Annotated in this window: 26 protein-coding genes and 1 pseudogene; 6 read left to right on the top strand and 21 right to left on the bottom strand. The window is 70.7% G+C overall.

Annotation, left to right across the window (positions count from 1 at the left end):
* Positions 1 to 140 precede the first annotated feature (140 nt).
* Both ALA01S_RS02770 and dmeF read left to right on the top strand, forming a co-directional pair.
* The gene (locus ALA01S_RS02770; RefSeq protein ID WP_066331734.1) at positions 141 to 641 is read left to right on the top strand and encodes a DUF411 domain-containing protein; all 501 of its coding nucleotides are present in this window, start codon (positions 141 to 143) and stop codon (positions 639 to 641) included.
* A 90-nt stretch (positions 642 to 731) separates the two neighbouring features.
* On the top strand, positions 732 to 1769 hold the full coding sequence (gene dmeF, locus ALA01S_RS02765) for a CDF family Co(II)/Ni(II) efflux transporter DmeF (RefSeq protein ID WP_238455672.1): 1038 nt from the start codon (positions 732 to 734) through the stop codon (positions 1767 to 1769).
* Positions 1770 to 2025: 256 nt separating this feature from the next.
* Here dmeF and ALA01S_RS02760 read toward each other — a convergent pair whose 3' ends face one another.
* From ALA01S_RS02760 to ALA01S_RS02740, 5 genes and pseudogenes are all read right to left on the bottom strand, one after another.
* Positions 2026 to 2466: a hypothetical protein gene (locus ALA01S_RS02760; protein WP_066331728.1), complete on the bottom strand. Its 441-nt coding sequence runs from the start codon at positions 2464 to 2466 to the stop codon at positions 2026 to 2028.
* A gap of 235 nt (positions 2467 to 2701) precedes the next feature.
* Positions 2702 to 4219, bottom strand: a complete 1518-nt coding sequence (locus ALA01S_RS02755; RefSeq protein ID WP_066331724.1) for a carboxypeptidase M32 — start codon at positions 4217 to 4219, stop codon at positions 2702 to 2704.
* 167 nt (positions 4220 to 4386) lie between these two features.
* Positions 4387 to 4559, bottom strand: a pseudogene (locus ALA01S_RS02750) (PAAR domain-containing protein); the annotation flags it as partial.
* 48 nt (positions 4560 to 4607) lie between these two features.
* Positions 4608 to 5336 (bottom strand): contractile injection system protein, VgrG/Pvc8 family, encoded by a 729-nt coding sequence (locus ALA01S_RS02745; protein ID WP_066331723.1) that lies wholly within the window; start codon positions 5334 to 5336, stop codon positions 4608 to 4610.
* A gap of 82 nt (positions 5337 to 5418) precedes the next feature.
* On the bottom strand, positions 5419 to 5901 hold the full coding sequence (locus ALA01S_RS02740) for a YqaA family protein (protein WP_066331721.1): 483 nt from the start codon (positions 5899 to 5901) through the stop codon (positions 5419 to 5421).
* Between the two features lie 135 nt (positions 5902 to 6036).
* Between ALA01S_RS02740 and dusB the strand changes: the two genes are divergently transcribed.
* The 4 genes from dusB to ruvC all read left to right on the top strand — a co-directional run bounded on the left by dusB (position 6037) and on the right by ruvC (position 9643).
* The gene (dusB, locus tag ALA01S_RS02735) at positions 6037 to 7068 is read left to right on the top strand and encodes a tRNA dihydrouridine synthase DusB (protein WP_066331718.1); all 1032 of its coding nucleotides are present in this window, start codon (positions 6037 to 6039) and stop codon (positions 7066 to 7068) included.
* A complete protein-coding gene (locus ALA01S_RS02730; RefSeq protein ID WP_066331710.1) occupies positions 7065 to 7322 on the top strand; it encodes a Fis family transcriptional regulator in 258 nt (85 codons plus the stop codon). The genes dusB and ALA01S_RS02730 overlap by 4 nt, the downstream gene beginning before the upstream one ends.
* 64 nt (positions 7323 to 7386) lie before the next feature.
* The gene (gene purH / locus ALA01S_RS02725; protein ID WP_066331706.1) at positions 7387 to 8979 is read left to right on the top strand and encodes a bifunctional phosphoribosylaminoimidazolecarboxamide formyltransferase/IMP cyclohydrolase; all 1593 of its coding nucleotides are present in this window, start codon (positions 7387 to 7389) and stop codon (positions 8977 to 8979) included.
* Positions 8980 to 9091: 112 nt separating this feature from the next.
* On the top strand, positions 9092 to 9643 hold the full coding sequence (gene ruvC / locus ALA01S_RS02720; protein WP_066331698.1) for a crossover junction endodeoxyribonuclease RuvC: 552 nt from the start codon (positions 9092 to 9094) through the stop codon (positions 9641 to 9643).
* Between the two features lie 177 nt (positions 9644 to 9820).
* Here ruvC and ALA01S_RS02715 read toward each other — a convergent pair whose 3' ends face one another.
* The 16 genes from ALA01S_RS02715 to ALA01S_RS02645 form a co-directional block, all read right to left on the bottom strand.
* Positions 9821 to 10762 carry a phosphatidate cytidylyltransferase gene (locus ALA01S_RS02715; protein ID WP_066331696.1) on the bottom strand — a complete coding sequence of 314 codons (942 nt, stop codon included), beginning with the start codon at positions 10760 to 10762 and terminating at the stop codon, positions 9821 to 9823.
* Positions 10763 to 10767: 5 nt separating this feature from the next.
* Positions 10768 to 11376, bottom strand: a complete 609-nt coding sequence (locus ALA01S_RS02710) for a lysophospholipid acyltransferase family protein (protein WP_066331694.1) — start codon at positions 11374 to 11376, stop codon at positions 10768 to 10770.
* Positions 11373 to 11996: a CDP-alcohol phosphatidyltransferase family protein gene (locus ALA01S_RS02705; RefSeq protein ID WP_066331691.1), complete on the bottom strand. Its 624-nt coding sequence runs from the start codon at positions 11994 to 11996 to the stop codon at positions 11373 to 11375. The genes ALA01S_RS02710 and ALA01S_RS02705 overlap by 4 nt, the downstream gene beginning before the upstream one ends.
* A gap of 177 nt (positions 11997 to 12173) precedes the next feature.
* Complete coding sequence (locus ALA01S_RS32550) at positions 12174 to 12371, bottom strand: hypothetical protein (protein WP_157118722.1); 198 nt, start codon at positions 12369 to 12371, stop codon at positions 12174 to 12176.
* Between the two features lie 144 nt (positions 12372 to 12515).
* Complete coding sequence (locus ALA01S_RS02700; RefSeq protein WP_066331688.1) at positions 12516 to 12701, bottom strand: hypothetical protein; 186 nt, start codon at positions 12699 to 12701, stop codon at positions 12516 to 12518.
* Positions 12702 to 12735: 34 nt separating this feature from the next.
* Positions 12736 to 13671 carry a UDP-3-O-acyl-N-acetylglucosamine deacetylase gene (gene lpxC, locus ALA01S_RS02695; protein ID WP_066331943.1) on the bottom strand — a complete coding sequence of 312 codons (936 nt, stop codon included), beginning with the start codon at positions 13669 to 13671 and terminating at the stop codon, positions 12736 to 12738.
* A gap of 236 nt (positions 13672 to 13907) precedes the next feature.
* Positions 13908 to 15095 (bottom strand): cell division protein FtsZ, encoded by a 1188-nt coding sequence (gene ftsZ, locus ALA01S_RS02690; protein WP_066331941.1) that lies wholly within the window; start codon positions 15093 to 15095, stop codon positions 13908 to 13910.
* A 70-nt stretch (positions 15096 to 15165) separates the two neighbouring features.
* Positions 15166 to 16395 (bottom strand): cell division protein FtsA, encoded by a 1230-nt coding sequence (gene ftsA, locus ALA01S_RS02685; RefSeq protein ID WP_066331685.1) that lies wholly within the window; start codon positions 16393 to 16395, stop codon positions 15166 to 15168.
* Between the two features lie 17 nt (positions 16396 to 16412).
* Entirely contained in the window at positions 16413 to 17228 is an 816-nt protein-coding gene (locus ALA01S_RS02680; RefSeq protein WP_066331683.1) for a cell division protein FtsQ/DivIB, read from the bottom strand.
* Between the two features lie 22 nt (positions 17229 to 17250).
* A complete protein-coding gene (locus tag ALA01S_RS02675; protein ID WP_066331681.1) occupies positions 17251 to 18237 on the bottom strand; it encodes a D-alanine--D-alanine ligase in 987 nt (328 codons plus the stop codon).
* A 10-nt stretch (positions 18238 to 18247) separates the two neighbouring features.
* Positions 18248 to 19663: a UDP-N-acetylmuramate--L-alanine ligase gene (gene murC / locus ALA01S_RS02670; RefSeq protein ID WP_066331678.1), complete on the bottom strand. Its 1416-nt coding sequence runs from the start codon at positions 19661 to 19663 to the stop codon at positions 18248 to 18250.
* Positions 19660 to 20739 carry an undecaprenyldiphospho-muramoylpentapeptide beta-N-acetylglucosaminyltransferase gene (gene murG, locus ALA01S_RS02665; protein ID WP_066331676.1) on the bottom strand — a complete coding sequence of 360 codons (1080 nt, stop codon included), beginning with the start codon at positions 20737 to 20739 and terminating at the stop codon, positions 19660 to 19662. The genes murC and murG overlap by 4 nt, the downstream gene beginning before the upstream one ends.
* Entirely contained in the window at positions 20736 to 21980 is a 1245-nt protein-coding gene (gene ftsW, locus ALA01S_RS02660; protein ID WP_066331674.1) for a putative lipid II flippase FtsW, read from the bottom strand. The genes murG and ftsW overlap by 4 nt, the downstream gene beginning before the upstream one ends.
* A complete protein-coding gene (locus ALA01S_RS02655; protein ID WP_066331936.1) occupies positions 21977 to 23674 on the bottom strand; it encodes a Mur ligase family protein in 1698 nt (565 codons plus the stop codon). The genes ftsW and ALA01S_RS02655 overlap by 4 nt, the downstream gene beginning before the upstream one ends.
* Positions 23675 to 23741: 67 nt before the next feature.
* Complete coding sequence (gene mraY / locus ALA01S_RS02650; protein WP_066331673.1) at positions 23742 to 24923, bottom strand: phospho-N-acetylmuramoyl-pentapeptide-transferase; 1182 nt, start codon at positions 24921 to 24923, stop codon at positions 23742 to 23744.
* Entirely contained in the window at positions 24923 to 26284 is a 1362-nt protein-coding gene (locus ALA01S_RS02645; protein ID WP_066331671.1) for a UDP-N-acetylmuramoyl-tripeptide--D-alanyl-D-alanine ligase, read from the bottom strand. Before ALA01S_RS02645 ends, mraY begins: the two co-directional genes overlap by 1 nt.
* Positions 26285 to 26304 lie beyond the last annotated feature (20 nt).

Below are 26304 nucleotides of genomic sequence, written 5' to 3'. Positions count from 1 at the left end.
GTGCCCCGTGCGCCGCGGCAAGCCGCGAGCCCGGCACCGCCGCCGGCAGGCCTGCCCCAGGGTCCGGCGGTTTCCCGTGTCGTGCCGTCTTGAAATCCGTCACGGACACGCCCGCCCCTTCGCCCGCACACTTGCCCGCCATGAAGCACACCCCTCCCTTCGCCCGCCGCACCCTGCTGCGCGCCGCCGGCCTGAGCGCCCTGGCGGCCCTGGGCGCCGGCGCCACCCGCGCCGCCGCGCCCTCGGCCGACGCGCCCACCCCGGTGCAGATGTGGAAATCGCCCTCCTGCGGCTGCTGCAAGGACTGGACGGCGCACATGCAGGCCGCCGGCTTCAAGCTGCAGGTGTTCGAGATGGCCGACCCCGGCGTGCAGCGCGCCAAGCTGGGGCTGGACGCCAAGTACGGCTCCTGCCACACCGCGCTGGTGGAGGGCTACGTGCTCGAAGGCCACGTGCCCGCGGCCGACGTGCGCCGCCTGCTGCGCGAGCGCGTGCCCGCGCTGGGCCTGGCCGTGCCGGGCATGGTGGTGGGCTCGCCCGGCATGGACGGCCCCGAGTACGGCGGGCGGCGCGAGCGCTTCGACGTGCTGCTGGTGCAGCGCGACGGCAGCAGCCGCGTTTGGGCCACGCACAACGCCTGAAACCCCGGCCGAGCGCGCCCGCCCGCATCCCGGCATCCCACCGGGTGCGCCTGAGCGCGCCGCGCGCAATCCGCCCCTGGCGCCGGGGTCGTGGCCGCTGCCTACGATGGCGGCATGCAGCACCAGCACGTCCACGACCTTTCCTCCTTCCACCACAGCCACGACTGGCAGGACACCGGCGCCGAGGGGCGTTCGCGCGCCCTGCTGGCCGTCACGCTGCTGACCCTGGCCACCATGGTGGCCGAGCTGCTGGCCGGGGCCTGGAGCGGGTCGCTGGCGCTGCTGGCCGACGGCTGGCACATGGGCACGCACGCCCTGGCGCTGGGCGGCGCACTGCTGGCCACGCGCCTGGCGCAGCGCGCCCACCGCAACGAGCGCTACGCCTTCGGCGGCTGGAAGATCGAGGTGCTGGCCGCCTACACCAGCGGGCTGCTGCTGCTGGCCGTGTCGGCCTGGCTGGTGGTGGACGGCGTGAGCACGCTGCTGAACCCGCACCCCATCGCCTATGGCGAGGCCATGGTGGTGGCCGTCATAGGCCTCCTGATCAACCTGGGCAGCGCCTGGCTGCTGCACCGCGGCGCCAGCCCCGGCGCGCATGGCCACGGGCATGACGGGGACGATCACGACGACCACGGCCATGGGCACGCGCACGACCACTCGCCGGGCCACCCGCATGGCCACGCCCATCATCACGACCACAACTTCAACGCCGCCTACCTGCACGTGCTGGCCGACGCGGTGACCTCGGTGCTGGCCATCGCCGCGCTGGGCGGTGGGCTGCTGTACGGCTGGCGCTGGCTGGACCCGCTGGTGGCGCTGCTGGGTGCGGCCGTGATCTCGCGCTGGGCGGTCGGGGTGTTGAAGGTGTCGGCCCACGCCCTGGTGGACGCCACCGCCTCCACCGAGCTGCGCACCCAGGTGCGCCAGGCCATTGAAAGCGACGGCGACGCCAAGCTCGCCGACCTGCACGTGTGGCAGGTTGGGCCCAACGCGTGGTCAGTGGTGGCGTCGGTGGTGGCGGATGCGCCGCTGCAGCCCGCGCACTACCGGCACCGGCTGGAGCATTTACAAGGCGTGCGCCACGTGACGGTGGAAGTGCACCGCTGCCCAGGATGCGAGAGCCAATAACTCATTTCCCAGCGCCGAATATCTTGGAATATTCTTCTCACCCACAAACTTAAATACCATCGTCCCGGAGCGACATTTACGAAATCAACATTCTTGCAGACGGGGCCGCACAACAATTGCAGCCGGCCAAATCCAATCAATACAAAGACACGCACAGCAGCGGCCGGAGCGGGAGGAAACAAAAGACCCGCCGGCACGGGTCTCAGCAGCAAATCCGGGGAATATCCTGAATTGGTTTACATGGCCGCTGCGGGATTCAATACCGCCTCTGGGCCGCCACCCAGTGCTCACCCGCGCTCAGTGCCAGGTCATGCGTGCCATAAAACGCCTCTTCCTCGTCGTCGGTGTTGCGCGGCATATGGAATAGTTTTTCTTCCACGTCGCGGCTGTCCTTTTGCATGCGCAAGCGCCAGGCACCCCCCCGGTCAGCCACATGAAATTCCACTTCATAGCTGTACCGGCTGGGCCGCACCAGCGCCTTGTCACCCAGTTTGGATGCAGCGGCCACGGCTGCACGCTGCGCATCGCGGTGCAATTCGTGCGCTGCCGAACCGGGCTTGGCGGGCACGATTTCTGTCTCTGCCAAGGATATTGACAGCACCTGCCAGCGTGCCCCGTCAATCTCCTCAACCATCAGCACGTGGCCTCCCCGTTCGATATGCAGGCGCTCCTGCGGCGACAAGAAAAATTTTTCCATGCGACGGCCTCCTGGTTCGATTCAGCGATTGCCTGGGCAGCAACACGGCCACACGTTCACCATTTGAATCCGCGCTGCCCCGCCGCCAGCGGCATGCCTAGACAACCCAACCAGCGGCGCCCTCTCCCGTCATCGGGAAAAGACCCATCCATCGCGGTTTTCAAATTGTTATCGAGCCATTGGAAAATTGCCAGTGGTGCCCCGGTAATTGCCGCGTTAAATCCGGCAGCGAGCTTCAGGCACCCAGGTAGCGCCGGTCCAGGTGGCGGCGCAGGTGCACCGGGTCCAGTTGGGTGCCGCTGGCGCGCTGCGTGAGCTCGGCCGTGGTCCAGCGGCTGGCGGACAGCCACACGTTTTCGCGCAACCAGCCGAAGATGGGCTCGAAGTCGCCGCGGGCGATGTCCTCGTCCAACTGCGGCCGCGCCGCGCGCAGCGCGGCGAACCACTGCGCGGCGTACATGGCGCCCAGCGTGTAGCAGGGGAAGTAGCCGAAGGAGCCGTCCGTCCAGTGCACGTCCTGCATGGGGCCGTCGCGGTAGTTGCCGCGGGTGTCCACGCCCAGGAGCTGCTGCATCTGCTCGTCCCACAACGCCGGGATGTCGGCCACCTCGATGTCGCCCTCCATCAGCGCGTGCTCTATGCGCCAGCGCAGCAGCACATGCGCCGGGTAGGTCAGCTCGTCGGCATCCACGCGTATGAAGCCCGGCTCCACGCGCGTCACCAGCCGCTGCAGGTTTTCAGCCTCCAGCGCCGGCTGAGCGCCGAACGCCTGCGCCAGCCAGGGCGCGATGAGGCCGACGAAACCCGGGTGGCGGCCGAGCTGCATCTCGAAGCTCAGGCTCTGGCTTTCGTGGATGGCCATGGAGCGCGCCTGTGCCATGGGCTGACCCAGCCAGGGGCGCGGCAGGTTCTGCTCGTAGCGGCCGTGGCCGGTTTCGTGGATGGTGCCCATCAGGCTGGTGAGGAACTCGTCCTCGCGGTAGCGCGTGGTCAGCCGCACGTCCTCCGGTACGCCGCCGGAGAAGGGGTGCGCGCTCACGTCCAGCCGCCCGCCCTCGAAGTCGAAGCCCAGCAGCCGCATCACGCGCTCGCACAGCAGCCGCTGCACGGCCACGTCGAAGGGCCCCTGCGGCTGCAGCACGGGCTCGCTGGACTGCTTGTCGCGCACGCGCGCCACCAGCGCCGGCAGCCAGCCTTGCAGGTCGCCGAAGAGGCGCTGCAGCTCGGCGTTGCTCATGCCGGGCTCGTAGCGCTGCATGAGCGCGTCATAGCGCGAGCAGCCCAGGTGCTGCGACAGCAGCTCGGCCTCTTGCCGCGCGATGCGCACCACCTCGCGCAGGTTCTCGGCGAAGCCGGGCCAGTCGTTGGCCGGGCGCTGGCGGCGCCAGGCGTGCTCGCAGCGCGAGCCGGCGATCTGGCGCGCTTGCACCAGCTCGGCCGGCAGTGCGGTGGCCAGGTCGAACTCGCGGCGGATTTCGCGCAGGTTGGCGCGCTGCTCGGCGTCCAGCGGCTCCTGCTCGGCGCGGGCGATCAGCTCGCTGCGCGACGGGTCGCAGCGCAGCCCGTGCACCAGTGTGGCGAGCTCGGCCAGCGCCGCGGCGCGGGCCTCGCTGCCCTTGGGCGGCATCACGGCGGCCTGGTCCCAGCCGGCCATGGACTGCAAGTGCTCCAGCCGGTAGATGCGGCGGTTCGCCGTGGCCAGGGCGTCGTAGGAAAGGGTCTTGGAAGTGACGGTGGGGGTGGCGGCGCTCATGGCGCCAGGGTACGGGATTGCATCGCGGCCGGATCAAGCCATGGGCTCTGGCGCCCTCTCAAGGCATGCCCCGCCCCGCAAACCACCGCAGCAGCGCCGGCACCTGCGTGAACGCGCACCAGTGCAGCGCCCTGGAGCGGGTCACGCCCGCCTCGATCGCCGACGGCTCATTCCCGCCCGCTGCCCGGCGCCGTGGAGAGCAGCGTTGCACCGCAGGAGGTCTTGTGGCCTTCAAAGGCCACCGGGCGGCCGTTGATGAGCACGGCCGGGTCGCCCTCGGCGATGACGCAGCCGCCGTGCCCCTTGAGCGGCACGTGCAGCGGTCGCCTTGGCGCGCCACGCCCAGGCTCAGCACGGATGACCTGGTCGTGCGGGCAGCAGTACAGCCTCACGCGCCCATGGGTGCTGCCGTTGAGCCCATGGCGCTCCCGGAACTGCCCTGCGGCGCCGCCACCAGGGCATGCGCCGCCTCGAACAGCACCAGTTCCTGGCGCGGGAGCCCCTGCGCACGCAGGTCGGCCGGGCAAGGCCGCCAGAACCAGGCGATGCCCGCGGTGCGCAACAGCCGCTGCACGAAACCGCTGTCGGATTCGTCGGGGTGCTGGATGAAGCCATGGCGGCCGCTCTGGGCGTGCCGCTCGAAATCCAGGCCCAGCCATGCATGCGTGAAGCAGCGGCCCAGGCCCTGCGCGCACCACTGCGCCAGCACGTGGTCGACCACCTGCGGCAAGGTCATGTGCTCGAAGCAACGCAGCCGCCGGCGCTCGGCCATGAGGGACATGGCATCGCGCCCAACCAGGTGCACCACCGTGAGGCTGCCGTCGCACGGGCCCAGCGACACCTGCGTCACCAGCAACGGGAACGTGCGCAGCTCGCCCCGGTCGGTCACCAGTTGCAGCCCAAAGGGCTCGCCCAGCAACGCCTGCAGCGGCAGCCGCCCGTCGGTGCTCAGGCAGGTGATGCGCGCCTCGGTGGGTTCGCACAGGCCCTCGGTGAGCGCGGCGCGCTGCGGCAGCAGCGCGGCGAAGGCCTTCTGATGCGGCTCATCCCAGCGCAGGCGCAGCGTGCGCCGCTCGGTATCCAGCCCTTGCAAAGCGAATGGCGACGGCGGCGCCATGGGACATCGCTGCCAAGCTCCCGGGAGCTTGAGCCCCATGGGCGTGGTCAAAATGCCCGGCCCGCCGCCGGGCGCATCCCGCTCAGGGCGTGAACCGCCCCGGAAACCACCACAGCAGCGCCGACGTCATCACCAGGTAGCGGCCGAATTTCCCAATCGCCATGTAGAGCATGCAGGGCCAGAACGGCAGCTTGAGCCAGCCGGCCACGGCGCACAGCGGGTCGCCCACCACCGGCAGCCAGCTCAAGAGGCAGGCCTTTGGGCCGAAGCGCTCCAGCCAGCCCAGCACGCGGTGCTCGGTGGGCTTGTGGCGGGCGTGCTCCACCACGATCTCGGCGCCATAGCCCATCCACCAGCTGATGGCCCCGCCCAGCGTGTTGCCGGCCGTGGCCACCAGCACCGCGGGCCAGAACAGCGCCGGGTCCAGCTTGACCAGGCCGAACACCGCCGGCTCCGAGCCCAGCGGCAGCAGCGTGGCCGACACCAGCGCCACGATGAACACCGTGCTCAGGCCGAATTCCGGCAGGGCCAGCGCCTGCAAAACCAAGGTCATCCACGCTTCCATCGGCCCATTATCGGCAGCGCCCGGGCGCCTCCCGGGCCGCGGCCCCGTGCGGGCACACGGCGCGCGGCGGCGGACCGGGCAGGCGCCACCGCTATACTCCTGCCTCCTTTTTCAGCACACCCCCCCGCCTGACCCATGAAACTCGGAGCGATCGCGCTGCCGAATACGCTGTTTGTCGCCCCCATGGCAGGGGTGACCGACCGGCCTTTCCGCCAGTTGTGCAAGCGGCTGGGGGCGGGCTACGCGGTCAGCGAGATGGTCACCTCCAAGCGGGAGCTGTGGAATTCGCTCAAGACCTCGCGCCGCGCCGACCACGCCGGCGAGGTGGAGCCCATCGCCGTGCAGATCGCCGGCGTGGACCCGGCGCAGATGGCCGAGGCCGCGCTCTACAACATCGACCGCGGCGCCCAGGTCATAGACATCAACATGGGCTGCCCGGCCAAGAAGGTGTGCAACGTGTGGGCCGGCTCGGCGCTGATGCAGGACGAGCCGCTGGCCCTGCGCATCGTCGAGGCCGTCGTGGCCGCCTGCGCCCCGCGCGGCGTGCCCGTGACGCTGAAGATGCGCACCGGCTGGTGCGCGGCCGAGAAGAACGCGCTGCGCCTGGCGCGCGCGGCCGAGAGCGCCGGCATCGCCCTGCTCACCGTGCATGGCCGCACCCGCGAGCAGGGCTACAAGGGCCAGGCCGAGTACGACACGGTGGCCGCGGTCAAGGCGGCGCTGGGCATTCCGGTGGTGGCCAACGGCGACATCGATTCGCCGCAAAAGGCCAGGCAGGTGCTGGAGCACACGCGGGCCGACGCGCTCATGATCGGCCGCGCCGCGCAGGGGCGGCCGTGGATCTTCCGCGAGGTGGCGCACTTCCTGGCCACGGGCGAGCTGCTGGCGCCGCCCACCGTGCGCGAGGTGCGCGGCTGGCTGCTGGAGCACCTGCAGGACCACTACGGCCTCTACGGCGAATACAGCGGCGTGCGCAGCGCACGCAAGCACATCGGCTGGGCCGTGCGCGCCCTGCCCGGCGGGGAGGACTTCCGCGCCCGCATGAACCTCATCGAAAGCTGCGAGCAGCAGCTGCTGGCCGTGGGCGACTGGTTCGACGAGCTCGCCCAGCACCACGAACGGTTGCCGCTTGCCGCCAACGACGAAAGACTCGAACTCACCGCATGAGCAAGCAACAGATAGAGGCCTGCGTGCGCGAGAGCCTGGAAGAGTACTTCCGGGACCTCGACGGCGCTCAGCCCCACTCCGTCCACGAAATGATCATCGCCATCGTCGAAAAGCCGCTGCTGGAGGTGGTGATGCAGCACGCCGCCGGCAACCAGAGCAAGGCCGCCGAGTGGCTGGGGATCAACCGCAACACCCTGCGGCGCAAGCTGGTCGAGCACCAGCTGCTGGGCACGGCGCCCTCCTCGGCCGACTGACCTACCGCCCGCGCCGACGCCTGCGGCGCCCCCTCACACACCGATTCAACAAAGCCCGCAACCCATGACCACCGCACTGATTTCCGTCTCCGACAAGACCGGCATCGTCGAGTTCGCCCGCGAACTGCACGGCGCCGGCGTGAAGCTGCTGTCCACCGGCGGCACCGCCAAGCTGCTGGCCGACGCCGGCCTGCCCGTCACCGAGGTGGCCGAGGTCACCGGCTTCCCCGAGATGCTGGACGGCCGCGTCAAGACGCTGCACCCGCGCGTGCACGGCGGCCTGCTGGCCCGCCGCGACGTGCCGGCGCACATGGCGGCGCTGCAGGAGCACGGCATCGAGACGATCGAGCTGCTGGTGGTCAACCTCTACCCGTTCGAGGCGACCGTCGCCAAGCCCGGCTGCACGCTGGAAGACGCCATCGAGAACATCGACATCGGCGGCCCGGCCATGGTGCGCTCCGCCGCCAAGAACTGGAACGACGTGGCCGTGCTCACCGACGCCGGCCAGTACGCCCAAGTGCTCGCCGAGCTCCAGGCCGACGGCAAGGTCAGCCGCGCCACGCGCTTCAAGCTCTCCGTCGAAGCCTTCAATCGCATCGCCCAGTACGACGGCGCCATCAGCGACTACCTGTCTTCCCTGGAGTTGGGTGCCGAAGGCGAGCAGCCCGCGAAAAACCTGTTCCCGGGCCAGAGCAACGGCCGCTTCGTGAAGATCCAGGACCTGCGCTACGGCGAGAACTCGCACCAGCAGGCCGCCTTCTACCGCGACCTCTTCCCCGCCCCCGGCTCGCTGGCCACGGCCAAGCAACTGCAGGGCAAGGAGCTCTCGTACAACAACATCGCCGACGCCGACGCCGCCTGGGAGTGCGTCAAGAGCTTCAGTGAGGTGCCGGCCTGCGTGATCGTGAAGCACGCCAACCCCTGCGGCGTGGCCGTGGGCGCCAGCGTCGCCGAGGCCTACAGCAAGGCCTTCCAGACCGACCCGACCTCGGCCTTCGGCGGCATCATCGCCTTCAACCGCCCGCTGGATAAGGCCGGCGCGGAGCTGGTGGCCAAGCAGTTCGTGGAAGTGCTGATCGCCCCGGGCTTCACGGAAGAAGCCCGCACCGTGTTCGCCAGCAAGGTCAACACCCGGCTGCTGCACATCGAGCTGCCCCCGGGCGGCGCCACCGCCTGGGACCAGGGCTTGAACCTGATGGACGCCAAGCGCGTGGGTTCCGGGCTGCTGCTGCAGACCGCCGACAACCGCGACTTCGACCCGGCCGACCTCAAGGTCGTGACCAAGCTGCAGCCTTCCGAGCAGCAGATGCAGGACCTGCTCTTCGCCTGGAAGGTGGCCAAGTTCGTCAAGAGCAACGCCATCGTGTTCTGCGGCAACGGCATGACGCTGGGCGTGGGCGCGGGCCAGATGAGCCGCATCGACAGCGCGCGCATCGCCAGCATCAAGGCCGAGAACGCCAAGCTGACGCTGCAGGGCTCGGCCGTGGCCAGCGACGCCTTCTTCCCGTTCCGTGACGGGCTGGACGTGGTGGTGGACGCGGGCGCGGGCTGCGTGATCCAGCCCGGCGGCAGCGTGCGCGACGACGAGGTGATCGCCGCCGCCGACGAGCGCGGCATCGCCATGGTCTTCACCGGCACGCGCCACTTCCGCCACTGATGGCGAACCCGTCACACCCGCGCAGGCGGCTGTCCACGCGTACCGGGCTGCAGCCCGGCGTGCGTGGATGCCCGCTTTCGCGGGCATGACGGGGAGAGGTATTGGTTTTTCCATGCGCATCCTCGGCATAGACCCCGGCCTGCAGACCACGGGCTTCGGCGTCGTGGAGGCCGACGGCCCGCACCTGGCCTATGTCGCCAGCGGCACGATTCGCACCAAGGACGCCGCGCGCGGCGACCTGCCCGGACGGCTGAAGATCATCTTCGAAGGCGTGCGCGAGGTGCAGGCGCGCTATGCGCCGAGCTGTGCAGCGGTGGAAATCGTCTTCGTCAACGTCAACCCGCAGAGCACGCTGCTGCTGGGCCAGGCCCGCGGCGCGGCGCTGGCGGCGCTGGTGTCCGGGGACCTGCCGGTGTCGGAGTACACGGCGCTGCAGATGAAGAAGGCCATCGTGGGCAACGGCCACGCGAGCAAGGAGCAGGTGCAGCACATGGTGATGCGGCTGCTGGGCCTGCCCGCCCCGCCGGGGCCGGACGCGGCGGACGCACTGGGCATCGCCATCGCCCACGCCCACGCGGGCACCTCGCTGGCGGCCATGGCCCATGCGGGCGGCACGCTGGAGCGGCGCCAGCACGCGCTCTACCGCAAGGGGCGGGCGTACTGAAGGAACGCCCCAGCTTGTGCCGACGGGAAGCGCTTGCAAAGAAGCCTGTAGGAGGCCCGCTTGCGGGCCGAACCGTCGCCCGACTGCAATTCGGCCCGCAAGCGGGCCTCCTACAAGCGCTGCCGGCGCCGTGACAGCCTGCGAACAACCAACGCATCCAGCCTGGGCTGGCTGCCTTCAAGGCGTCCAGAAGTACCGCACCAGGTGGAAGAACACCGGCGCGGCGAAGGTGATGGAGTCCAGCCGGTCCATGTAGCCGCCGTGGCCGGAGATGGCGCTGCCCCAGTCCTTGGCGCCCAGCGAGCGCTTCACGGCCGACATCACCAGGCCGCCGAGCACGCCGCACACCACGATCTGCGCGGCCAGCAGCGCCGCCAGCAGCGGCCCAAAAGGCGTCACGCCGTGCAGCGCCGCGCCCAGCGCCACGGCGGCCAGGCCGCCGCCCATCAGCCCTTCCCAGGTCTTGGACGGGCTCAGCTTGGGCACCAGCTTGTGGCGGCCCAAGAGCTTGCCGAACACGTACTGCAGCACGTCGCTGATCTGCACCGTGAAGGTGAAGAAGAACAGCAGCTCGACCTGCCGGCCTTCGAAGCCGGGAATGTCCAGCATCAGCAGCGCCGGCGCGTGGCTCACGCCGTACACGCAGGCCATGAGCGCGAACACGATGCGGGCGTTGCGCGAAAGGAAATCCTCCGTGTCCTGCGACAGCGCCGAGGCCGACGAGATCAGGCCGAACATGTAGACCGGGATGAAGATGGCAAAGAGCCCGTACCACTGCACGCCCAGCAGCACGTACTGCAGCGGCAGCGCCACGAAGAAGGCCAGGAACAGGGCCCAGTAGTCGGTCGGCTTGGTGGGCGTGAGCGTGAGGAACTCGCGCAGCGCCATGAAGGACGAGAAGGCGAACACCACCACCGTGGCCGTGCGCCCAAGCGCCAGCGCCACGAACAGCACGCCCACCATCACCCACCAGGCGCGGATGCGGGCATTGAGGTTGTGCACGGTCTCGCTGCGCCCGCCGGTGCGCGCGTTCAGCACGGCGCCGACCACGGACGCCAGCACCAGGATGGCCAGCAGCAGCGCGCCGGTGTGCAGGAAGTTGGGGCTCAGCGTCGGCATGGCGTTCAGTCCCGGGCCAGCACGCACACGGCGTCGCGCATGCGTTGCAGAAAACCGTCCTTCTCCTCGGCCGGGCGCAGCGCGTGCGGGGCGCCGAAGTGCACGCGGCACAGCAGCGGCAGCGGCACGGGCGCGCCCTTGGGCCAGGTGCGGTAGAGGTTGTGCAGGTAGGCCGGCACCAGCGCCACGCCGGGGTGGGCCTGCGCCAGGTGGTACAGGCCGGTCTTGAAGGGCGCGGGCAGCGGCTGCGTGCCGCGCGTGCCCTCGGGAAAGACGATGAGCGAGTCGCCCGCGGCCAGGGCGTCGTGCAGCGGCTGCAGCGCCTGCGCGCCGCCGGCCACGCGGTCGATGAGCACCACGCGCAGCAGCCGCCGCGCGACGTAGCGGCGCGCGGGCGTGGCGTCCCAGTAGTCGGCGCCGGCCACGGGGCGCACCTGCGCGCGCTGGTGCGCCGGCAGCGCGGCCAGCAGGATGAGCGTGTCCAGGTGGCTGCTGTGGTTGGCGAAGACCACGCAGGGCAAGGGCAGCGGCGCGTCGAACGCGGCGCGCCCGCCCACGATCCAGCGCACCAGGGTGAGCAGCGCATCGCGCTGCAGCCGGTACCAGGCGTTCATGGCGCGCTCCCCTGCCCGTTGAGCCCGCGGGCCAGCGCACGCGTGCGCGTGACGCAGGTGAGCACGCTGCCCACGGCGATGGCCGCCACGGCCGCGCGCAGCGGCCAGGGCGCCGCGACGAAAGGCTGCAGCACGCAGGCGGCGGTGAGCAGCGCCATGCGGTGCTGCTTGGCCATGGGGCCGCGGAAGTCGTGGCCCAAGCCGCAGGACGCGCCGAACACGCGCACGTAGGCCGTGAGCGCGGCGGCCAGGGCGCCGAACCAGCCCAGCGCCGGCCAGCCGGCGGCATAGCCCGCGGCCACGATCAGGAGCGAATCGGCGATGCGGTCCGGGAACTCGTTGTAGACGGCGCCCAGCGGCGTCTGCTTGCCGTGCTCCACGGCCACCATGCCGTCGAACAGGTTGCACAGCAGCCGGCCCTGGATGCAGGCCGCCGCGGCCAGCCACCACCCGCCGCCGGCCCACAGCGCCAGCGCGCCGGCCGCGGCAAAGGCGATGCTGAGCACCGAGATCTGGTTGGGGCTCACGCCGCGCGCCGCGATGGCGCGGGCCAGGCGCTGGGCCCAGGCGCTGCCGCGCACGCGCAGCTCGCGCCGGTCGCCGGATGCGGGCGGTGTCATCGTGGGCCGTCTCCCTGTTCTTGTAGGTCAGGCAGCCATCGTAGGCGATGCGCCCGCAACCGCGGCGCGCGGTTGCCGCCGCATCGGCGTGCACGCCACAGCGGCGTGGGCGGCACCTTGGGCGCTCACCGCCAACCGCTGCGGGCGGCCGCGCCAAAAAACAAAGGGGCCTGGGGCTTATTCCTGCGCGAGCGCCTGCACGCCCATGGGCGGCTTCTTGGCCTGGGCCGGCGCGGCCACGGGATAGGGCTCGCCGCCGCCACCGGCGGCCAGGCACACGGCCAGCACGGCCGACAGCGTGCTGCCCAGCAGGAAGGGCAGCATGGAGGCGGAAGCAGCGCAGGATGCGGAGGAAGGAGCGGGTTGAGGCGTCATGCCGCCAGCATCCGCGCGCAGCCGGCGCGGATGCATCCGGATGAAACGCGGATGAAGCGCCCGCAACGTCCTGCCACAAAGCGGCGGCGCCGGTTGGATGCGTCGTGAACGATTCACGACCGCGCAGCGACGCCGGCTTGGGCGCTACAGCAGCACGGCGAGCCGCTCCAGGGCGATGACGGCGAAGAAGCCCAGGCCCGCCAGCACCGTCCACTTCACGAGGACCAGGCCGCGGCGGCGCCAGCGCACGTCCTTGGTGCCTATGTACATGGCAAAGCACAGCAGCCCGGCCACGAGCAGCAGGCCAAAGACGAGGCGAAAGATCAGCATGTCGGTGCGCGGCGGGGCCAGGCCGGAGGGAGCCTCACCACGCCGAGGCGAGCTGCGCGAAGCCCTGCGGGGCCTGGCGCTCGTCCTGGAAGCTCACGATCTCCCAGGCGCTCTCGTCCGACAGCAGCGCGCGCAGCAGCTTGTTGTTGAGGGCGTGGCCGCTCTTGTAGGCGCTGTAGGCGGCCAGCAGCGGGTGGCCGGCGATGTAGAGGTCGCCCATGGCGTCCAGGATCTTGTGCTTGACGAACTCGTCGTCGTAGCGCAGGCCGTCGGCATTGAGCACGCGGGTGTCGTCCACCACGATGGCGTTGTCCATGCTGCCGCCCAGGCTCAGGCCGCGGGCGCGCATGGCGTCCACGTCCTTCGTGAAGCCGAAGGTGCGCGCGCGCGCGATGTCGTGCTGGTAGCGGCCGGAGCCCAGGTCGAACTCCACGCGCTGGCCGGTGGAGTCCACGGCGGGGTGTTTGAACTCGATCTCGAAGCTCAGCCGGTAGCCGTGGTAGGGGTCCAGGCGCGCCCACTTGAGCGCGGCGCCCTCGCCTTCACGCACCTCCACGGGCTTGCGCACGCGGATGAAGCGCTTGGGCGCGTTCTGCTCCACCACGCCCGCGCTTTGCAGCAGGAAGACGAAGCTGGCGGCCGAGCCGTCGAGGATGGGCACTTCCTCGCCGGTGATGTCGATCTGCAGGTTGTCTATGCCCAGCCCGCAGCAGGCGGACATGACGTGCTCGATGGTATTGACCTTGGGTGCACCGGGGTCGCCGCCGGGCGAGATGGTGGAGGCCAGCCGCGTGTCGCACACCGCCTGCGCGTTGACGGGGATGTCCACGGGCGCGGGCAGGTCCACGCGGCGGAAGACGATACCGGTGTCCGGCGCGGCCGGGCGCAGCGTCAGCTCGACCTTGGTGCCGCCGTGCAGACCCACGCCGACGGCCCGGGTGAGCGACTTGAGGGTGCGTTGCTTGAGCATGGGCGAATTGTCCCCGATGCGCATGGAGCCCACCCTGCTGGGGCCAAGCAAAGAAGCGCAAAGCTGCATGAAGAACGGCAAAGGGCCGGCAGCGCGCGGGACGGCGCGGCGGCAAGGCGCGGCAGGTGCCGCAAACACAAAAGGCCGCCTCGTGGCGGCCCCTGGTGCAGGCGAATATCAGGAGGGCTCAAGCGCGCCGCCTGCCGCTGGCTGGAGGCCGGCGGCGCGGGACGGGCTCAGTCCGCCTGCTTGCGCAGGTAGGCCGGGATCTCGATCTCGTCCATGCCGTTGCTGGCCAGCGCGTCCACCTTGGCCGCGGCGCTGCGGCCGTGGCGCCAGACGCTGGGCACGCTGTAGTCGGCGGTGCCGGCCGGGGTGCCCGGGGCGGCCAGGTTGTTGAGCACGGGCAGGTTGTCGGTGCCGGTGCGCTGGGCGCTGTGCACCACGCTGATGGTGGCGGCGGCGCGCTTGCTGGGGCTCAGGCCCGTAGCGATGACGGTCACGCGCAGCTTGTCGCCCAGGCTCTCGTCATAGGCCGTGCCGTAGATGACGTGGGCGTCGTCGGCGGCGTAGCGGCGGATGGTGTTCATGGCGTTGCGCGACTCGGCCAGCTTGAAGGTGGCCTTGCTGGCGGCGATGAGCACCAGCACGCCGCGCGCGCCGGAGAGGTCGATGCCTTCGAGCAGCGGGCAGGCCACGGCGGCGTCGGCGGCCTTGTTGGCGCGGTCCGGGCCGCTGGCGGTGGCCGTGCCCATCATGGCCTTGCCGGGCTCGCTCATGACGGTCTTGACGTCTTCGAAGTCGACGTTGACCAGGCCGGGGATGTGGATGATGTCGCTGATGCCGCCCACGGCGTTGCGCAGCACGTCGTTGGCTTGGGCGAAGGCCTCGTCCTGGGTCACGTCGTCGCCCAGCGTCTCCAGCAGCTTCTCGTTGAGGACGACGATGAGGCTGTCCACGTTGGCTTCGAGCTCGTTGACGCCGGCGTCGGCCTGCTTCATGCGGCGCGCGCCCTCGAACTCGAAGGGCTTGGTGACCACGCCCACGGTGAGGATGCCCATTTCCTTGGCCGCGCGGGCGATCACGGGCGCGGCACCCGTGCCCGTGCCGCCGCCCATGCCGGCGGTGATGAAGACCATGTGGGCGCCTTCAAGGGTTTCCTTGATGCGCTCCACGGCCTCCTCGGCCGCGGCCTGGCCCTTTTCGGGGCGGCCGCCGGCGCCCAGGCCGCTCAGGCCGAGCTGGATGGTGCGCTGCGCGGCCGAGCGGTTGAGTGCCTGCGCATCGGTGTTGGCGATGATGAACTCCACGCCTTGGACACCCTGGGAGATCATGTGGTCCACGGCGTTGCCGCCGCCTCCACCGACCCCGATCACTCGGATCTGGGTGCCCTGCTCGAATTCCTCGATCATCTCGATAGCCATGGTCTGCACCTCCTGATGTGCAATTGTCCGTAGGTTGACGCTGCCGGGCTGCCTGCCGTCGTACCCAGCGTCAAAAGTTCCCAAGAAACCAGTCGCGTGCTCGACCGAACATGGTCTTCACGCTGCCGGCCTGCGCCGCAGCCTTGATGCCGCGCGCCCTTGCCAGCCGTGCCTCCTCCAGCAAACCCATCACGGTGGCCGACCGGGGGTTGGCCACCATGTCGTGCAGGGCGCCGTGATAGGTCGGCAGCCCCTTGCGAACGGGTTTCAGAAAGATGTCTTCGCCCAACTCCACCATGCCCGGCATCACGGCGCTGCCGCCGGTGATGACGATGCCGCTGGAGAGCAATTCCTCGTAGCCGCTGTCGCGTATGACTTGATGCACCAGCGAAAAAATCTCTTCCACGCGCGGCTCGATCACGCCGGCCAGCGCCTGGCGGCTGAGCATGCGCGGGCCGCGGTCGCCCAGCCCCGGCACCTCGACCTGCTCGGCCGGGTCGGCCAGCATCTGCTTGGCCACGCCGAACTCGACCTTGATCTCCTCGGCGTCCTTGGTCGGCGTGCGCAGCGCCATGGCGATGTCGCTGGTGATGAGGTCGCCCGCGATGGGGATGACGGCGGTGTGGCGGATGGAGCCGCCGGTGAAGATGGCCACGTCGGTGGTGCCCGCGCCGATGTCCACCAGCGCCACGCCCAGGGCGCGCTCGTCCTCGGTGAGCACGGCGGCGCTGGAGGCACTGGGGTTGAGCATGAGCTGCTCCACTTCCAGCCCGCAGCGGCGCACGCACTTGACGATGTTCTCCGCCGCGCTTTGCGCGCCGGTGACGATGTGCACCTTGACCTCCAGGCGCCCGCCGCTCATGCCGATGGGCTCCTTGACCTCGTGGCCGTCGATGACGAACTCCTGAGGCTCCACCAGCAGCACCTTCTGGTCGTTGGGGATGTTGATGGCCTTGGCCGTCTCCACCACCCGCGCCACGTCCACCGGGGTCACTTCCTTGTCGCGCACGATCACCATGCCGGTGGAGTTCTGCCCGCGGATGTGGCTGCCCGTGATGCCGGTGTAGACGCGGCTGATCTTGCAGTCGGCCATCATCTCGGCCTCCTTGAGCGCCTGCTGGATGCTTTGCACCGTGGCGTCGATGTTGACGACCACGCCGCGCTTGAGCCCGTGCGAGGAAGCCACGCCCAGCCCCGCCACGCGCAGCTCCCCCCCGGGCAGCACCTCGGCCACCACCGCCATGACTTTGGCGGTGCCGATGTCCAGCCCGACAACCAGATCCTTGTATTCCTTGGCCATTGCTTGCCTGCCTGCCCTTATTTGGTTTTCTTCGCTGACGTCGCGGTCAGCGTGGTCGAGATTCCATGCAGCCGAACCACGTAGCCGTCCTTGTGGCGAAGGTCGGCATACTGCAGCGGCCGGCCGTAGTTGGCCGTGACCTGCGGCAGCGTTCGCACAAAGCGCTCGCCGCGCGCGGCGATGTCCACGTCGGTGCCGCGGCCCAATTCCACGCGCGCACCGCTGACGTCCAGGCCGCTGGCGCCGCCGAGCTCCACGCTCCAGGAGCCGCGCTGGCTGAGCTTGAGCCGCTTGATGCCGCCCAGCGGCTCGAATACCGGCGCCAGCCGCGCCTGCAGCCCGAGCATGCGCGCGGCGCTGTCCTCGGGGCCTTCGAAGATGGGCAACCCCTCGTCCTCGACGTCGCCCACGTTGGCGTCGAAGATTTCGCCCTGCGTGCTCACCAGGCGGTCGCCCTCGTCCTCGTTGCCGGCCCAAATGGCCGCGGCGCGGTGCTCCAGCAGCCGCACCTCCAGCCGGTTGGGGAAGACGCGGTGCAGCACCGCCTGCCGCACCCAGGGCAGCGCCTCGAAAGCCTCGCGCGCGGCCTGCAGGTCCAGCGTGAAGAAGTTGCCCCGCAACTGCGGCACCGCCTCGTTGCGAAGCTGCACGGGGTTGCTGCGTTCGATCTCGCCGTCCACGCTGACCACGCGCAGCGCGAACAGGGGCAAGCGCGAGGCCCACTGGGCCACGGCCGCCAGCACCGCCAGCACCACCAGCGCGTAGATCAGGCTGGCCACCGCGTTGGTGAGCCGCACATCGGGCGGCAGCGGGGCCGTTGCACGAGCAGCCATGGTCGTGTGTGCTCCTGCGCCTTCAGCCCCGCGCGCCGCCGTCCAGCGCCGCCTGCGACAGCAGGTGCAGGCAGAGCTGTTCGTAGCTCATGCCTGCGGCGCGGGCCGACATGGGCACCAGGGAGTGGCCCGTCATGCCCGGAGAGGTGTTCATCTCCAGCAGGAAGGGCTTGTTGTCACGTGCGCGCAGCATCAGGTCGGCGCGGCCCCAGCCGCGGCAGCCCAGCGCGCGGTAGGCGCGCAGCACGATGCCTTGCACCTCGGCTTCCAGCGCGGGCTCCAGCCCGCTGGGCACGAGGTACTTCACCTCGTCGGTGAAGTACTTGTTGTTGTAGTCGTAGCCCGCGGCCGGCGGGACGATGCGGATGACGGGCAGCGCGCGCGCGGCGTCGCCCTCGCCCAGCACCGGGCAGGTCAGCTCGGCGCCCGCGATGAACTCCTCGCACAGCACCACGGCGTCGTGGCGCGCGGCCAGCTCCACCGCGGCGGCCATCTGCGAGGCCTGCTCCACCTTGGTCATGCCCAGCGAGCTGCCCTCGTGCGGCGGCTTGACGATGAGCGGCAGGCCCAGCTCGGCCACCGCCGCGGCGATGCGCCCGGGGCTGCAGTCCTGGCGGCGCAGCACCACCTGGCGCGGCAGGGGCAGGCCCTCGGCGGCCCACACGCGCTTGGTCATCACCTTGTCCATGGCGATGGCGCTGGCCATCACGCCGGAGCCGGTGTAGGCGATGCCCATGAGCTCCAGCGCGCCCTGCACCGTGCCGTCCTCGCCGTGGCGGCCGTGCAGCGCGATGAAGCAGCGCTTGAAGCCCTCGCTCTTGAGCTCGGCCAAAGGGCGCTCGGCCGGATCGAAGGCCTGGGCGTCCACGCCCTGCGACTGCAGCGCCTGCAGCACGCCGGAGCCCGACATCAGGGAGATGTCGCGCTCGGCCGAGCTGCCACCCATAAGGACGGCGACCTTGCCCAGCGCCTTCACGTCCACGTTCACGTTCGCGTTCGCGTTTGCCATGTCGCGTCTCTTACTCGCTGCGCTGCCCGGCGGGCAGCATCTCGGCCAGGCGGCCCGGCACGGTGCCAATGGAGCCCGCCCCCATGGAGATGACCACGTCGCCCTCGCGCACGAAGTCGGCGATGGCCTGGGGCAGCTCGGCCACGTCGTCCACGAACACCGGGTCGGTCTTGCCCGCCACGCGCAGCGCGCGCGCCAGGCTGCGGCCGTCGGCGGCCACGATGGGGCCCTCGCCCGCGGCGTAGACCTCGGTGAGCAGCACCGCGTCGGCCTGGCCCATGACCTTCACGAAATCCTCGAAGCAGTCGCGCGTGCGGGTGTAGCGGTGCGGCTGGAAGGCCAGCACCAAGCGGCGGCCGGGGAAGGCGCCGCGCGCGGCCGACAGCACCGCGGCCATCTCCACGGGGTGGTGGCCGTAGTCGTCGATGAGCGTGAAGCAGCCCTGCGCGCCCTGCAGCTCGCCGTAGCGCTGGAAGCGCCGGCCCACGCCGCCGAACTTGGCCAGCGCGGCGGCGATGGGGGCGTCGGGGATCTCCAGCTCGGTGGCCACGGCGATGGCCGCCAGCGCGTTGCGCACGTTGTGCTCGCCGGGCAGGTTGAGCGTGATGCGCAGGTCCGGCAGCTTCTCGCCGTTGCGCCGGCGCACGGTGAAGCGCATCTGCCCGCCGGGCAGCGCCTGCACGTCCACGGCCTGCACCTGCACGTCGTCGCCGAAGCCGTAGCTCACGATGGGGCGCGACACCATGGGCATGATGGAGCGCACGCCGGGGTCGTCGCCGCACAGCACGGCCGCGCCGTAGAAGGGCATGCGGTGCAGGAACTCGACGAAGGCGCCCTTGAGCCGCGCGAAGTCGTGGCCGTAGGTGTCCATGTGGTCGGCGTCGATGTTGGTGACGACGCACAGCACGGGACTGAGGTTGAGGAAGGAGGCGTCGCTCTCGTCGGCCTCCACCACGATGTGCTCGCCCTTGCCCAGCGCGGAGTTGGCGCCGGCGCTGTTGAGCTTGCCGCCGATGACGAAGGTGGGGTCCAGCCCGGCCTCGGCCAGCACGCTGGTGACCAGCGAGGTGGTGGTGGTCTTGCCGTGGGTGCCGGCGATGGCGATGCCGGCCTTGAGCCGCATGAGCTCGGCCAGCATGGTGGCGCGCGGCACCACGGGGATGCGGCGCGCGCGCGCGGCGATCACCTCGGGGTTGTCGCCGCGCACGGCGGTGGAGGTCACCACGGCCTGGGCGCCCTCGATCTGCGAGGCCTCGTGGCCGGTGAAGACGCGGATGCCCAGCGAGGCCAGGCGGCGCGTGGTGGCGCTGTCGGACTGGTCGGAGCCCGAGACCACGTAGCCCAGGTTGTGCAGGATCTCGGCGATGCCGCTCATCCCGGCGCCGCCTATGCCTACGAAGTGAATGTGCTTGACGGCGTGTTTCATGTCTTGTTGACGAGCTTTTCTATGGTGTCGGCCACGCGCGCGGCGGCGCGCGGGCGGGCCAGCGCGCGGGCCTGGCGGGCCATGTCCAGCAGTTGCGGGCGCTGCAGCGCGGCCAGGCGCTGCGCCAGCGCGGCCGGCGAGAGCTCGACTTGCGGCAGGTGCACCGCCGCGCCGTGCTGCGCCATGTAGGCGGCGTTGTCGCGCTGGTGCGAAGTGGTGCTGACGATGAGCGGGACGAGGATGCTGGCCACGCCGGCGGCGCACAGCTCGCTCACGGTGACGGCGCCGGCGCGGCACAGCACCACGTCGCAATCGGCCAGGCGCTGCGCCATGTCGTCGATGAAGGGCAGCAGCTCGGCCTGCACGCCGGCCTGGTCATAGGCCGCGCGCACGCTGTCGATGTGGGCCATGCCGGTCTGGTGCGTGACCTGCGGGCGCTGCGCGGGCTGCAGCAGCGCCAGCGCCGCGGGCAGCGTCTCGTTGAGCACCTTGGCGCCCAGGCTGCCGCCCACCACCAGCAGCCGCAGGGGGCCCTGGCGGCCGGCGAAGCGGGCCTCGGGGGCGGGCAGCGCCTCGATCTCGGCGCGCACCGGGTTGCCGGTGACGGTGGCGCGCCTGGTGGCCGTGGCGGCCTGGCCCTCGAAGCCGAAGGCCACGCCGTCGGCCACGGGCAGCAGCGCCTTGTTGCTCAGCAGCAGCGCCGCGTCGGCGTTGACCAGCACCAGCGGCTTGCCCAGCGCCGCGGCCATCATGCCGCCGGGGAAGCACACGTAGCCGCCCATGCCCAGCACCGCGTCGGCACGGCGGCGGCGCAGGATGCCCAGGCACTCGGCGAAGGCCTTCAACAGCCGCATGCCGCCGGTGAGCGTGTGCATCAGGCCCTTGCCGCGCAGCCCGCTGAAGCCGACGCGGTCCAGCGCGATGCCGGAGGGCGGCACCAGCCGGTTCTCCATGCCCGCGGGCGTGCCCAGCCAGCTCACGCTCCAGCCGCGCTGCTGCATCTCGCGCGCCACGGCCAGGCCCGGAATGACGTGGCCGCCCGTGCCGGCGGCCATGATGACGAGGTGGCGGTTCATGTCCGCCCTCCCTTCATGAGCTGCCGGTTCTCCATGTCCACGCGCAACACGATGGCCAGCGCCACCAGGTTCATGAGGATGGCCGAACCGCCGTAGCTCATGAGCGGCAGTGTCAGCCCCTTGGTGGGCAGCAGGCCCAGGTTCACGCCCATGTTGATGAAGGCCTGACCGCCCATCCAGATGCCTATGCCCTGCGTCATGAGGCCGGCGAAGACGCGGTCCAGCGCGATGGCCTGGCGGCCGATGTGAAAGATGCGCCGCGCCAGCCAGAAGAAGGCAAAGATCACCACCGCCACGCCGATGAAGCCCAGCTCCTCGCCCACCACGGCCAGCAGGAAGTCGGTGTGCGCCTCCGGCAGGTAGTGCAGCTTCTCCACGCTGTTGCCCAGGCCCTGGCCCGTAATTTCGCCGCGGCCAATGGCGATGAGCGAGTGCGTGAGCTGGTAGGCCTTGCCCTGCGCGTACTTCTCGTCCCAGGGGTCGAGGTAGGCAAAGATGCGCTGGCGACGGAATTCGCTGAACACGATCATCAGGACGAAGGCGCCCACCAGCACGGCCACGCTCAGGAAGAACATGCGGCCGTTGACGCCGCCCAGGAACAGGATGCCCAGCGCCACCGTGGCGATCACGATGAAAGCGCCCATGTCCGGCTCGGCCAGCAGCAGCACGCCGATGAGGGCCAGCGCCACGGCCATGGGGAGCACCGCCTTGAAGAAGCGCTCCTTGATGTCCATCTTGCGCACCATGTAGCTCGCGGCGTACATGGCGATGCCGACCTTGGCCGCCTCGCTGGGCTGGAAGTTCATGATGCCCAGCGGTATCCAGCGCCGCGCGCCGTTGACCGACAGGCCCACGTGCGGAATCAGCACCACGACCAGGCCGACCAGCGAGGCGATGAAGAGGTAGGGGGCCCACTTCTCCCACTGCGCGATGGGCACCTGCACCACCAGCAGCGCGGCCACGAAGCCGATGCCCAGCGAGGCCAGGTGGCGAATCAGGAAGTAAGTCGGCGTGTAGCGGGCAAAGCGCGGGTTGTCCGGCAGCGCCACGGTGGCCGAATAGACCATCACCAGCCCAAGCGCCAGCAGCCCCACCGTGACCCACAGCAGGCCCTGGTCAAAGCCCGAAAGCCGCGCGGGCTGCGAGGGCCCCGTGCGGACGAAGTCGCGCACGGGCAGCGAATACGCGCGCGCCGCGGCGCGCGTGGGCACGAGCTTGCGCAGCCACTCGAAGGCTTTCACAGCGACTCCCCTCGCTCGGCCGCCAGCTCGGCCACGGCGTTCACGAACACCTCGGCGCGATGGGCGTAGTTGCGGAACATGTCCAGGCTGGCGCAGGCCGGGCTCAGCAGCACGGCGTCGCCCTCGCGCGCCTGCTGGAAGCACCAGGCGGTGGCGGATTCAAGCGTGTCAAAGCGCTGCATGGGCACGCCGGTGCCGGACAGCGCCTCCTGCAGCGCGGGGGCGTCGCGGCCTATGAGGGCCACGGCACGCGCGTAGCGGCCCATGGGAGGGGCCAGCGGCGCGAAGTCCTGGCCCTTGCCGTCGCCGCCCAGGATGAGCAGCAGCTTGGCCGGGTCGCGGTCGGAGCCCAGGCCGTTGAGCGCGGCCACGGTGGCGCCGACGTTGGTGCCCTTGCTGTCGTCGAAGGCCTCGACGCCGCCCACCATGCCCACCGGCTCCACGCGGTGCGGCTCGCCGCGGTACTCGCGCAGCCCGTGCAGCATGGGCCCCATGGGGCAGCCCACGGCGCTGGCCAGCGCCAGCGCGGCCAGGGCGTTGGCGGCGTTGTGGCGCCCGCGGATGCGCAGCGCGTCGGCGGGCATGAGGCGCTGCAGGCGGATCTCGGTCTGCTCGTCGCGGCGGCGGCGCGGGCCGGGGTCCTCGTCGCCCTGGGCGCGCACCAGCCAGGCCACGCCACGCTCCTCGACCAGGCCAAAGTCGCCCGCGGCGCGCGGGGCGTCCAGGCCAAAGCGCACCACGCGGCGCGAGACCACGCGCGGGCGCCCGCCGCGCACCGCGGCCTTGACCACGGTGGGCGCCGGCACCATGGCTTCCACAGCCGGGTCGTCGCGGTTGACCACCATCACCGCCTCGCGGCCGTAGATGGCGGCCTTGGCGCGGGCGTAGGCGGCCATGTCGCCGTGCCAGTCCAGGTGGTCCTGGGTGACGTTGAGCACCACGGCGGCATCCGGCTCGAAGCCCTGCACGCCATCGAGCTGGAAGCTGGAGAGCTCCAGCACCCAGGCGTCGGGCAGATGCGAGAACACGGGCGCCGGCGGGGGCGCCGGCGGCAGGTTCACGTCGTCGGCGGCCCCGGCCGCGACCGGCGCAACGGCGTTGGCGCCTTCAGCCACCTCGGTCTCGGCCGGGATGGCCTCGGCGCCCTCTTCCGTTTCCGGCACCGGCGGCTTCGGAAAAATTTCCTGCGCCAGCGCCTGGGCCAGCGTGTCCAGCAGCGTTGGGCCGATGTTGCCGGCGGTGGCCACGCGCATGTCGCAGCGGCGCAGCAGCAGCGAGGTCAGCGAGGTGACCGTGGTCTTGCCGTTGGTGCCGGTGATGGCCAGCACGCGCGGCGCGTAGCCGTCGCGCTCCTTGAGCGCGGCCAGCGCGCGGGCGAACAGGCCCAGCTCGCCCTCGATGCGCACGCCCATGGCGCGCGCGGCGCTGAGCAGCGGCTCGATGCGCTCGTCGTGCGGCGACAGGCCCGGGCTCTTGAGCAGCAGTTGCAGCCCCTGCAGTTGCGACAGTGCCAGCTCGCCGCTGAACACCGGCACGGCGGGCCACTGCGCCTTGAGCGCCGCGGCCTGCGGCGGCTGCGCGCGCGAGTCCCACACCCGCACCTGCGCGCCGTGCGCGGCGCACCAGCGCGCCATGGCCAGGCCCGAGTCGCCCAAGCCCAGCACCAGCACCTGCTGGCCCTGCAGCGAGGTCATGGGCGCCGTGGCCGCGGCAGTGGGGGAAGCCAGGGTGGAAGCGGAGGAGGAGCTCATGGCCGGTTTCTCAGCGCAGCTTCAGCGTGGCCAGGCCCAGCAGGCACAGCAGCATGGTGATGATCCAGAAGCGGATGACGACCTGCGTCTCCTTCCACCCGGATTTTTCGAAGTGGTGGTGCAGCGGCGCCATGAGGAAGATGCGCCGCCCAACGCCGAAGCGCTTCTTGGTGTACTTGAACCAGCTCACCTGGGCCATGACCGACAGCGCCTCCACCACGAACACGCCGCCCATGACCGCCAGCACGATTTCCTGGCGCGTGATCACGGCGATGGTGCCCAGCGCGCCGCCCAGCGCCAGCGCGCCCACGTCGCCCATGAACACCTCGGCCGGATGCGCGTTGAACCACAGGAAGGCCAGCCCCGCCCCGGCCATGGCCGAGGTGAACACCAGCAGCTCGCCCGCGCCCGGGATGTAGGGGAACAGCAGGTAGCGGCTGTACACCGCGCTGCCCGTGACGTAGGCGAACACGCCCAGCGAGGCGCCCACCATCACTACCGGCATGATGGCCAGCCCGTCCAGCCCGTCGGTGAGGTTGACCGCGTTAGAGCTGCCCACGATGACCACGTAGGTCAGCGCGATGAAGCCGAACACGCCCAGCGGATAGCTCACCGTCTTGAAGAAGGGGACGATCAGGTCCGCCTTGGGCGGCAGCGAGTTGGAGAAGCCGCTGGCCACCCAGCGCATGAACAGCTCGATCACGCGCATGGCCGACACTTCGCTCACGCTGAAGGCCAGGTAGATGGCCGCCACCAGGCCGATGAGCGACTGCCAGAAGTACTTCTCGCGCGAGCGCATGCCTTCCGGGTTCTTGTGCACGACCTTGCGCCAGTCGTCGACCCAGCCGATGGCGCCGAAGCCGAAGGTGACGATCATCACGATCCACACGAAGCGGTTGGCCCAGTCGAACCACAGCAGCGTGGACACGGCGATGCCGATGAGGATGAGCACGCCGCCCATGGTGGGCGTGCCGCTCTTGACCATATGGGCCGCGACGCCGTACTCGCGTATGGGCTGGCCGATCTTGAGCTCGGCGAGCTTGCGGATGACCAGCGGGCCAAAGCCGATGCCGATGAGCAGCGCGGTCATGGCGGCCATGAGCGCGCGCAGCGTCAAATACTGGAACACGCGCAGGAATCCCAGGGCCTCCGGGAAGCGCTCGGCCAGCCATTGCGTCAGCAGGAGCAGCATCAGCGCACCTCCCCGAGCAACGGGAGCACGCGCTCCATGCGCATGAAGCGCGAGCCCTTGACCAGCACGGACGGCACCTGCGGCAGCGCCGGCACGGCGTCCAGCAGCGCCTCGGTCGAGGCGAAGTGCCGCGCCCCGGCGCCGTAGGCCTGGGCCGCGTGCGCGCACAGCGTGCCCGCGCACCAGAAGTGCTCGATGCCGCGTTGCGCGGCCAGCGCGCCGACCTCGGCATGGAAGGCCGGGCCCTGGTCGCCGACCTCGCCCATGTCGCCCAGCAGCAGCGCCCGCGGCGCGGGCAGCGCCGCCAGCAGCTCGATGGCCGCGCGCACGGAGTCGGGGTTGGCGTTGTAGCTGTCGTCCACCAGCGTGCACTCGGCGCCGCCGCGCAGCAGCTTCTTGAGCTGCGAGCGGCCGGCCACGGGCTGGAAGGCCTCAAGGCCCTGCACCACGGCCGCCAGCGGGGCGCCTGCGGCCAGCGCGCAGGCCGCGGCGGCCAGCGCGTTGCGCACGTTGTGCTCGCCGGGCATGCGCAGCGCCAGCCGCGCCGAGCCCATGGGCGTGTCCAGCGCCAGCGACCAGTGGTCCGCAACCCACTGCGCCTGGCCGCGGACTTCGCCGCCGGGGCCAAAGCGCAGCACGCGGCGCGCGCCGGCCAGCTCGGTCCACAGCGGCGTGAAGGCGTCGTCGGCCGGGAAGACGGCGCAGCCGCCGGCGCCCAGCGCCTCGATCACGCTGCCGTTCTCGCGCGCCACGGCCTCCACAGAGGCCATGAATTCCTGGTGCTCGCGCTGCGCGTTGTTGACCAGCGCCACCGTGGGCCGCGCCAGGCGGGCCAGCTCGGCGATCTCGCCAGGGTGGTTCATGCCCAGCTCGACCACCGCGGCGCGGTGCTCAGGCCGCAGGCGCAGCAGCGTCAGCGGCACACCGATGTGGTTGTTGAAGTTGCCGGCCGTGCCCAGCGCCGCGTCGCCTTGCCAGGCGCGCAGGATGGAGGCCGTCATCTGCGTGACGGTGGTCTTGCCGTTGCTGCCCGTGACGGCGACGAGCGGCAGCGCCTCGAAGCGCGCGCGCCAGGCGGCCGACAGCGCCTGCAGCGCGGTCAGCGTGTCCGGCACCAGCAGGCCCGGCAGCGCGGCCGGGTCCAGGGCGCGCTCGGCGATGGCGGCGGCGGCACCGGCGGCCTGCGCGGCCGCCAGGTGGTCATGCCCGTCGAAGCGCTCGCCGCGCAGGGCGACGAACAGGTCGCCCGGCTGCAGCGTGCGGGTGTCGGTGTGCACGCGCGCGATCACGGTGTCCGGCGCACCCACCAGGGTGGCGCCGGGCAGCAGCGACTGCGCCTCGCGCAGCGTCAGCATGCTCATGCGCGCCTCCCATGAAAGCC

This window comes from Azohydromonas lata NBRC 102462 (assembly GCF_001571085.1).
GTDB classification, from domain to species: Bacteria; Pseudomonadota; Gammaproteobacteria; order Burkholderiales; family Burkholderiaceae_C; genus Azohydromonas; species Azohydromonas lata.
Note: the sequence above shows the minus strand (reverse complement) of the source record. Positions and strands in the feature narration are given on the sequence as shown.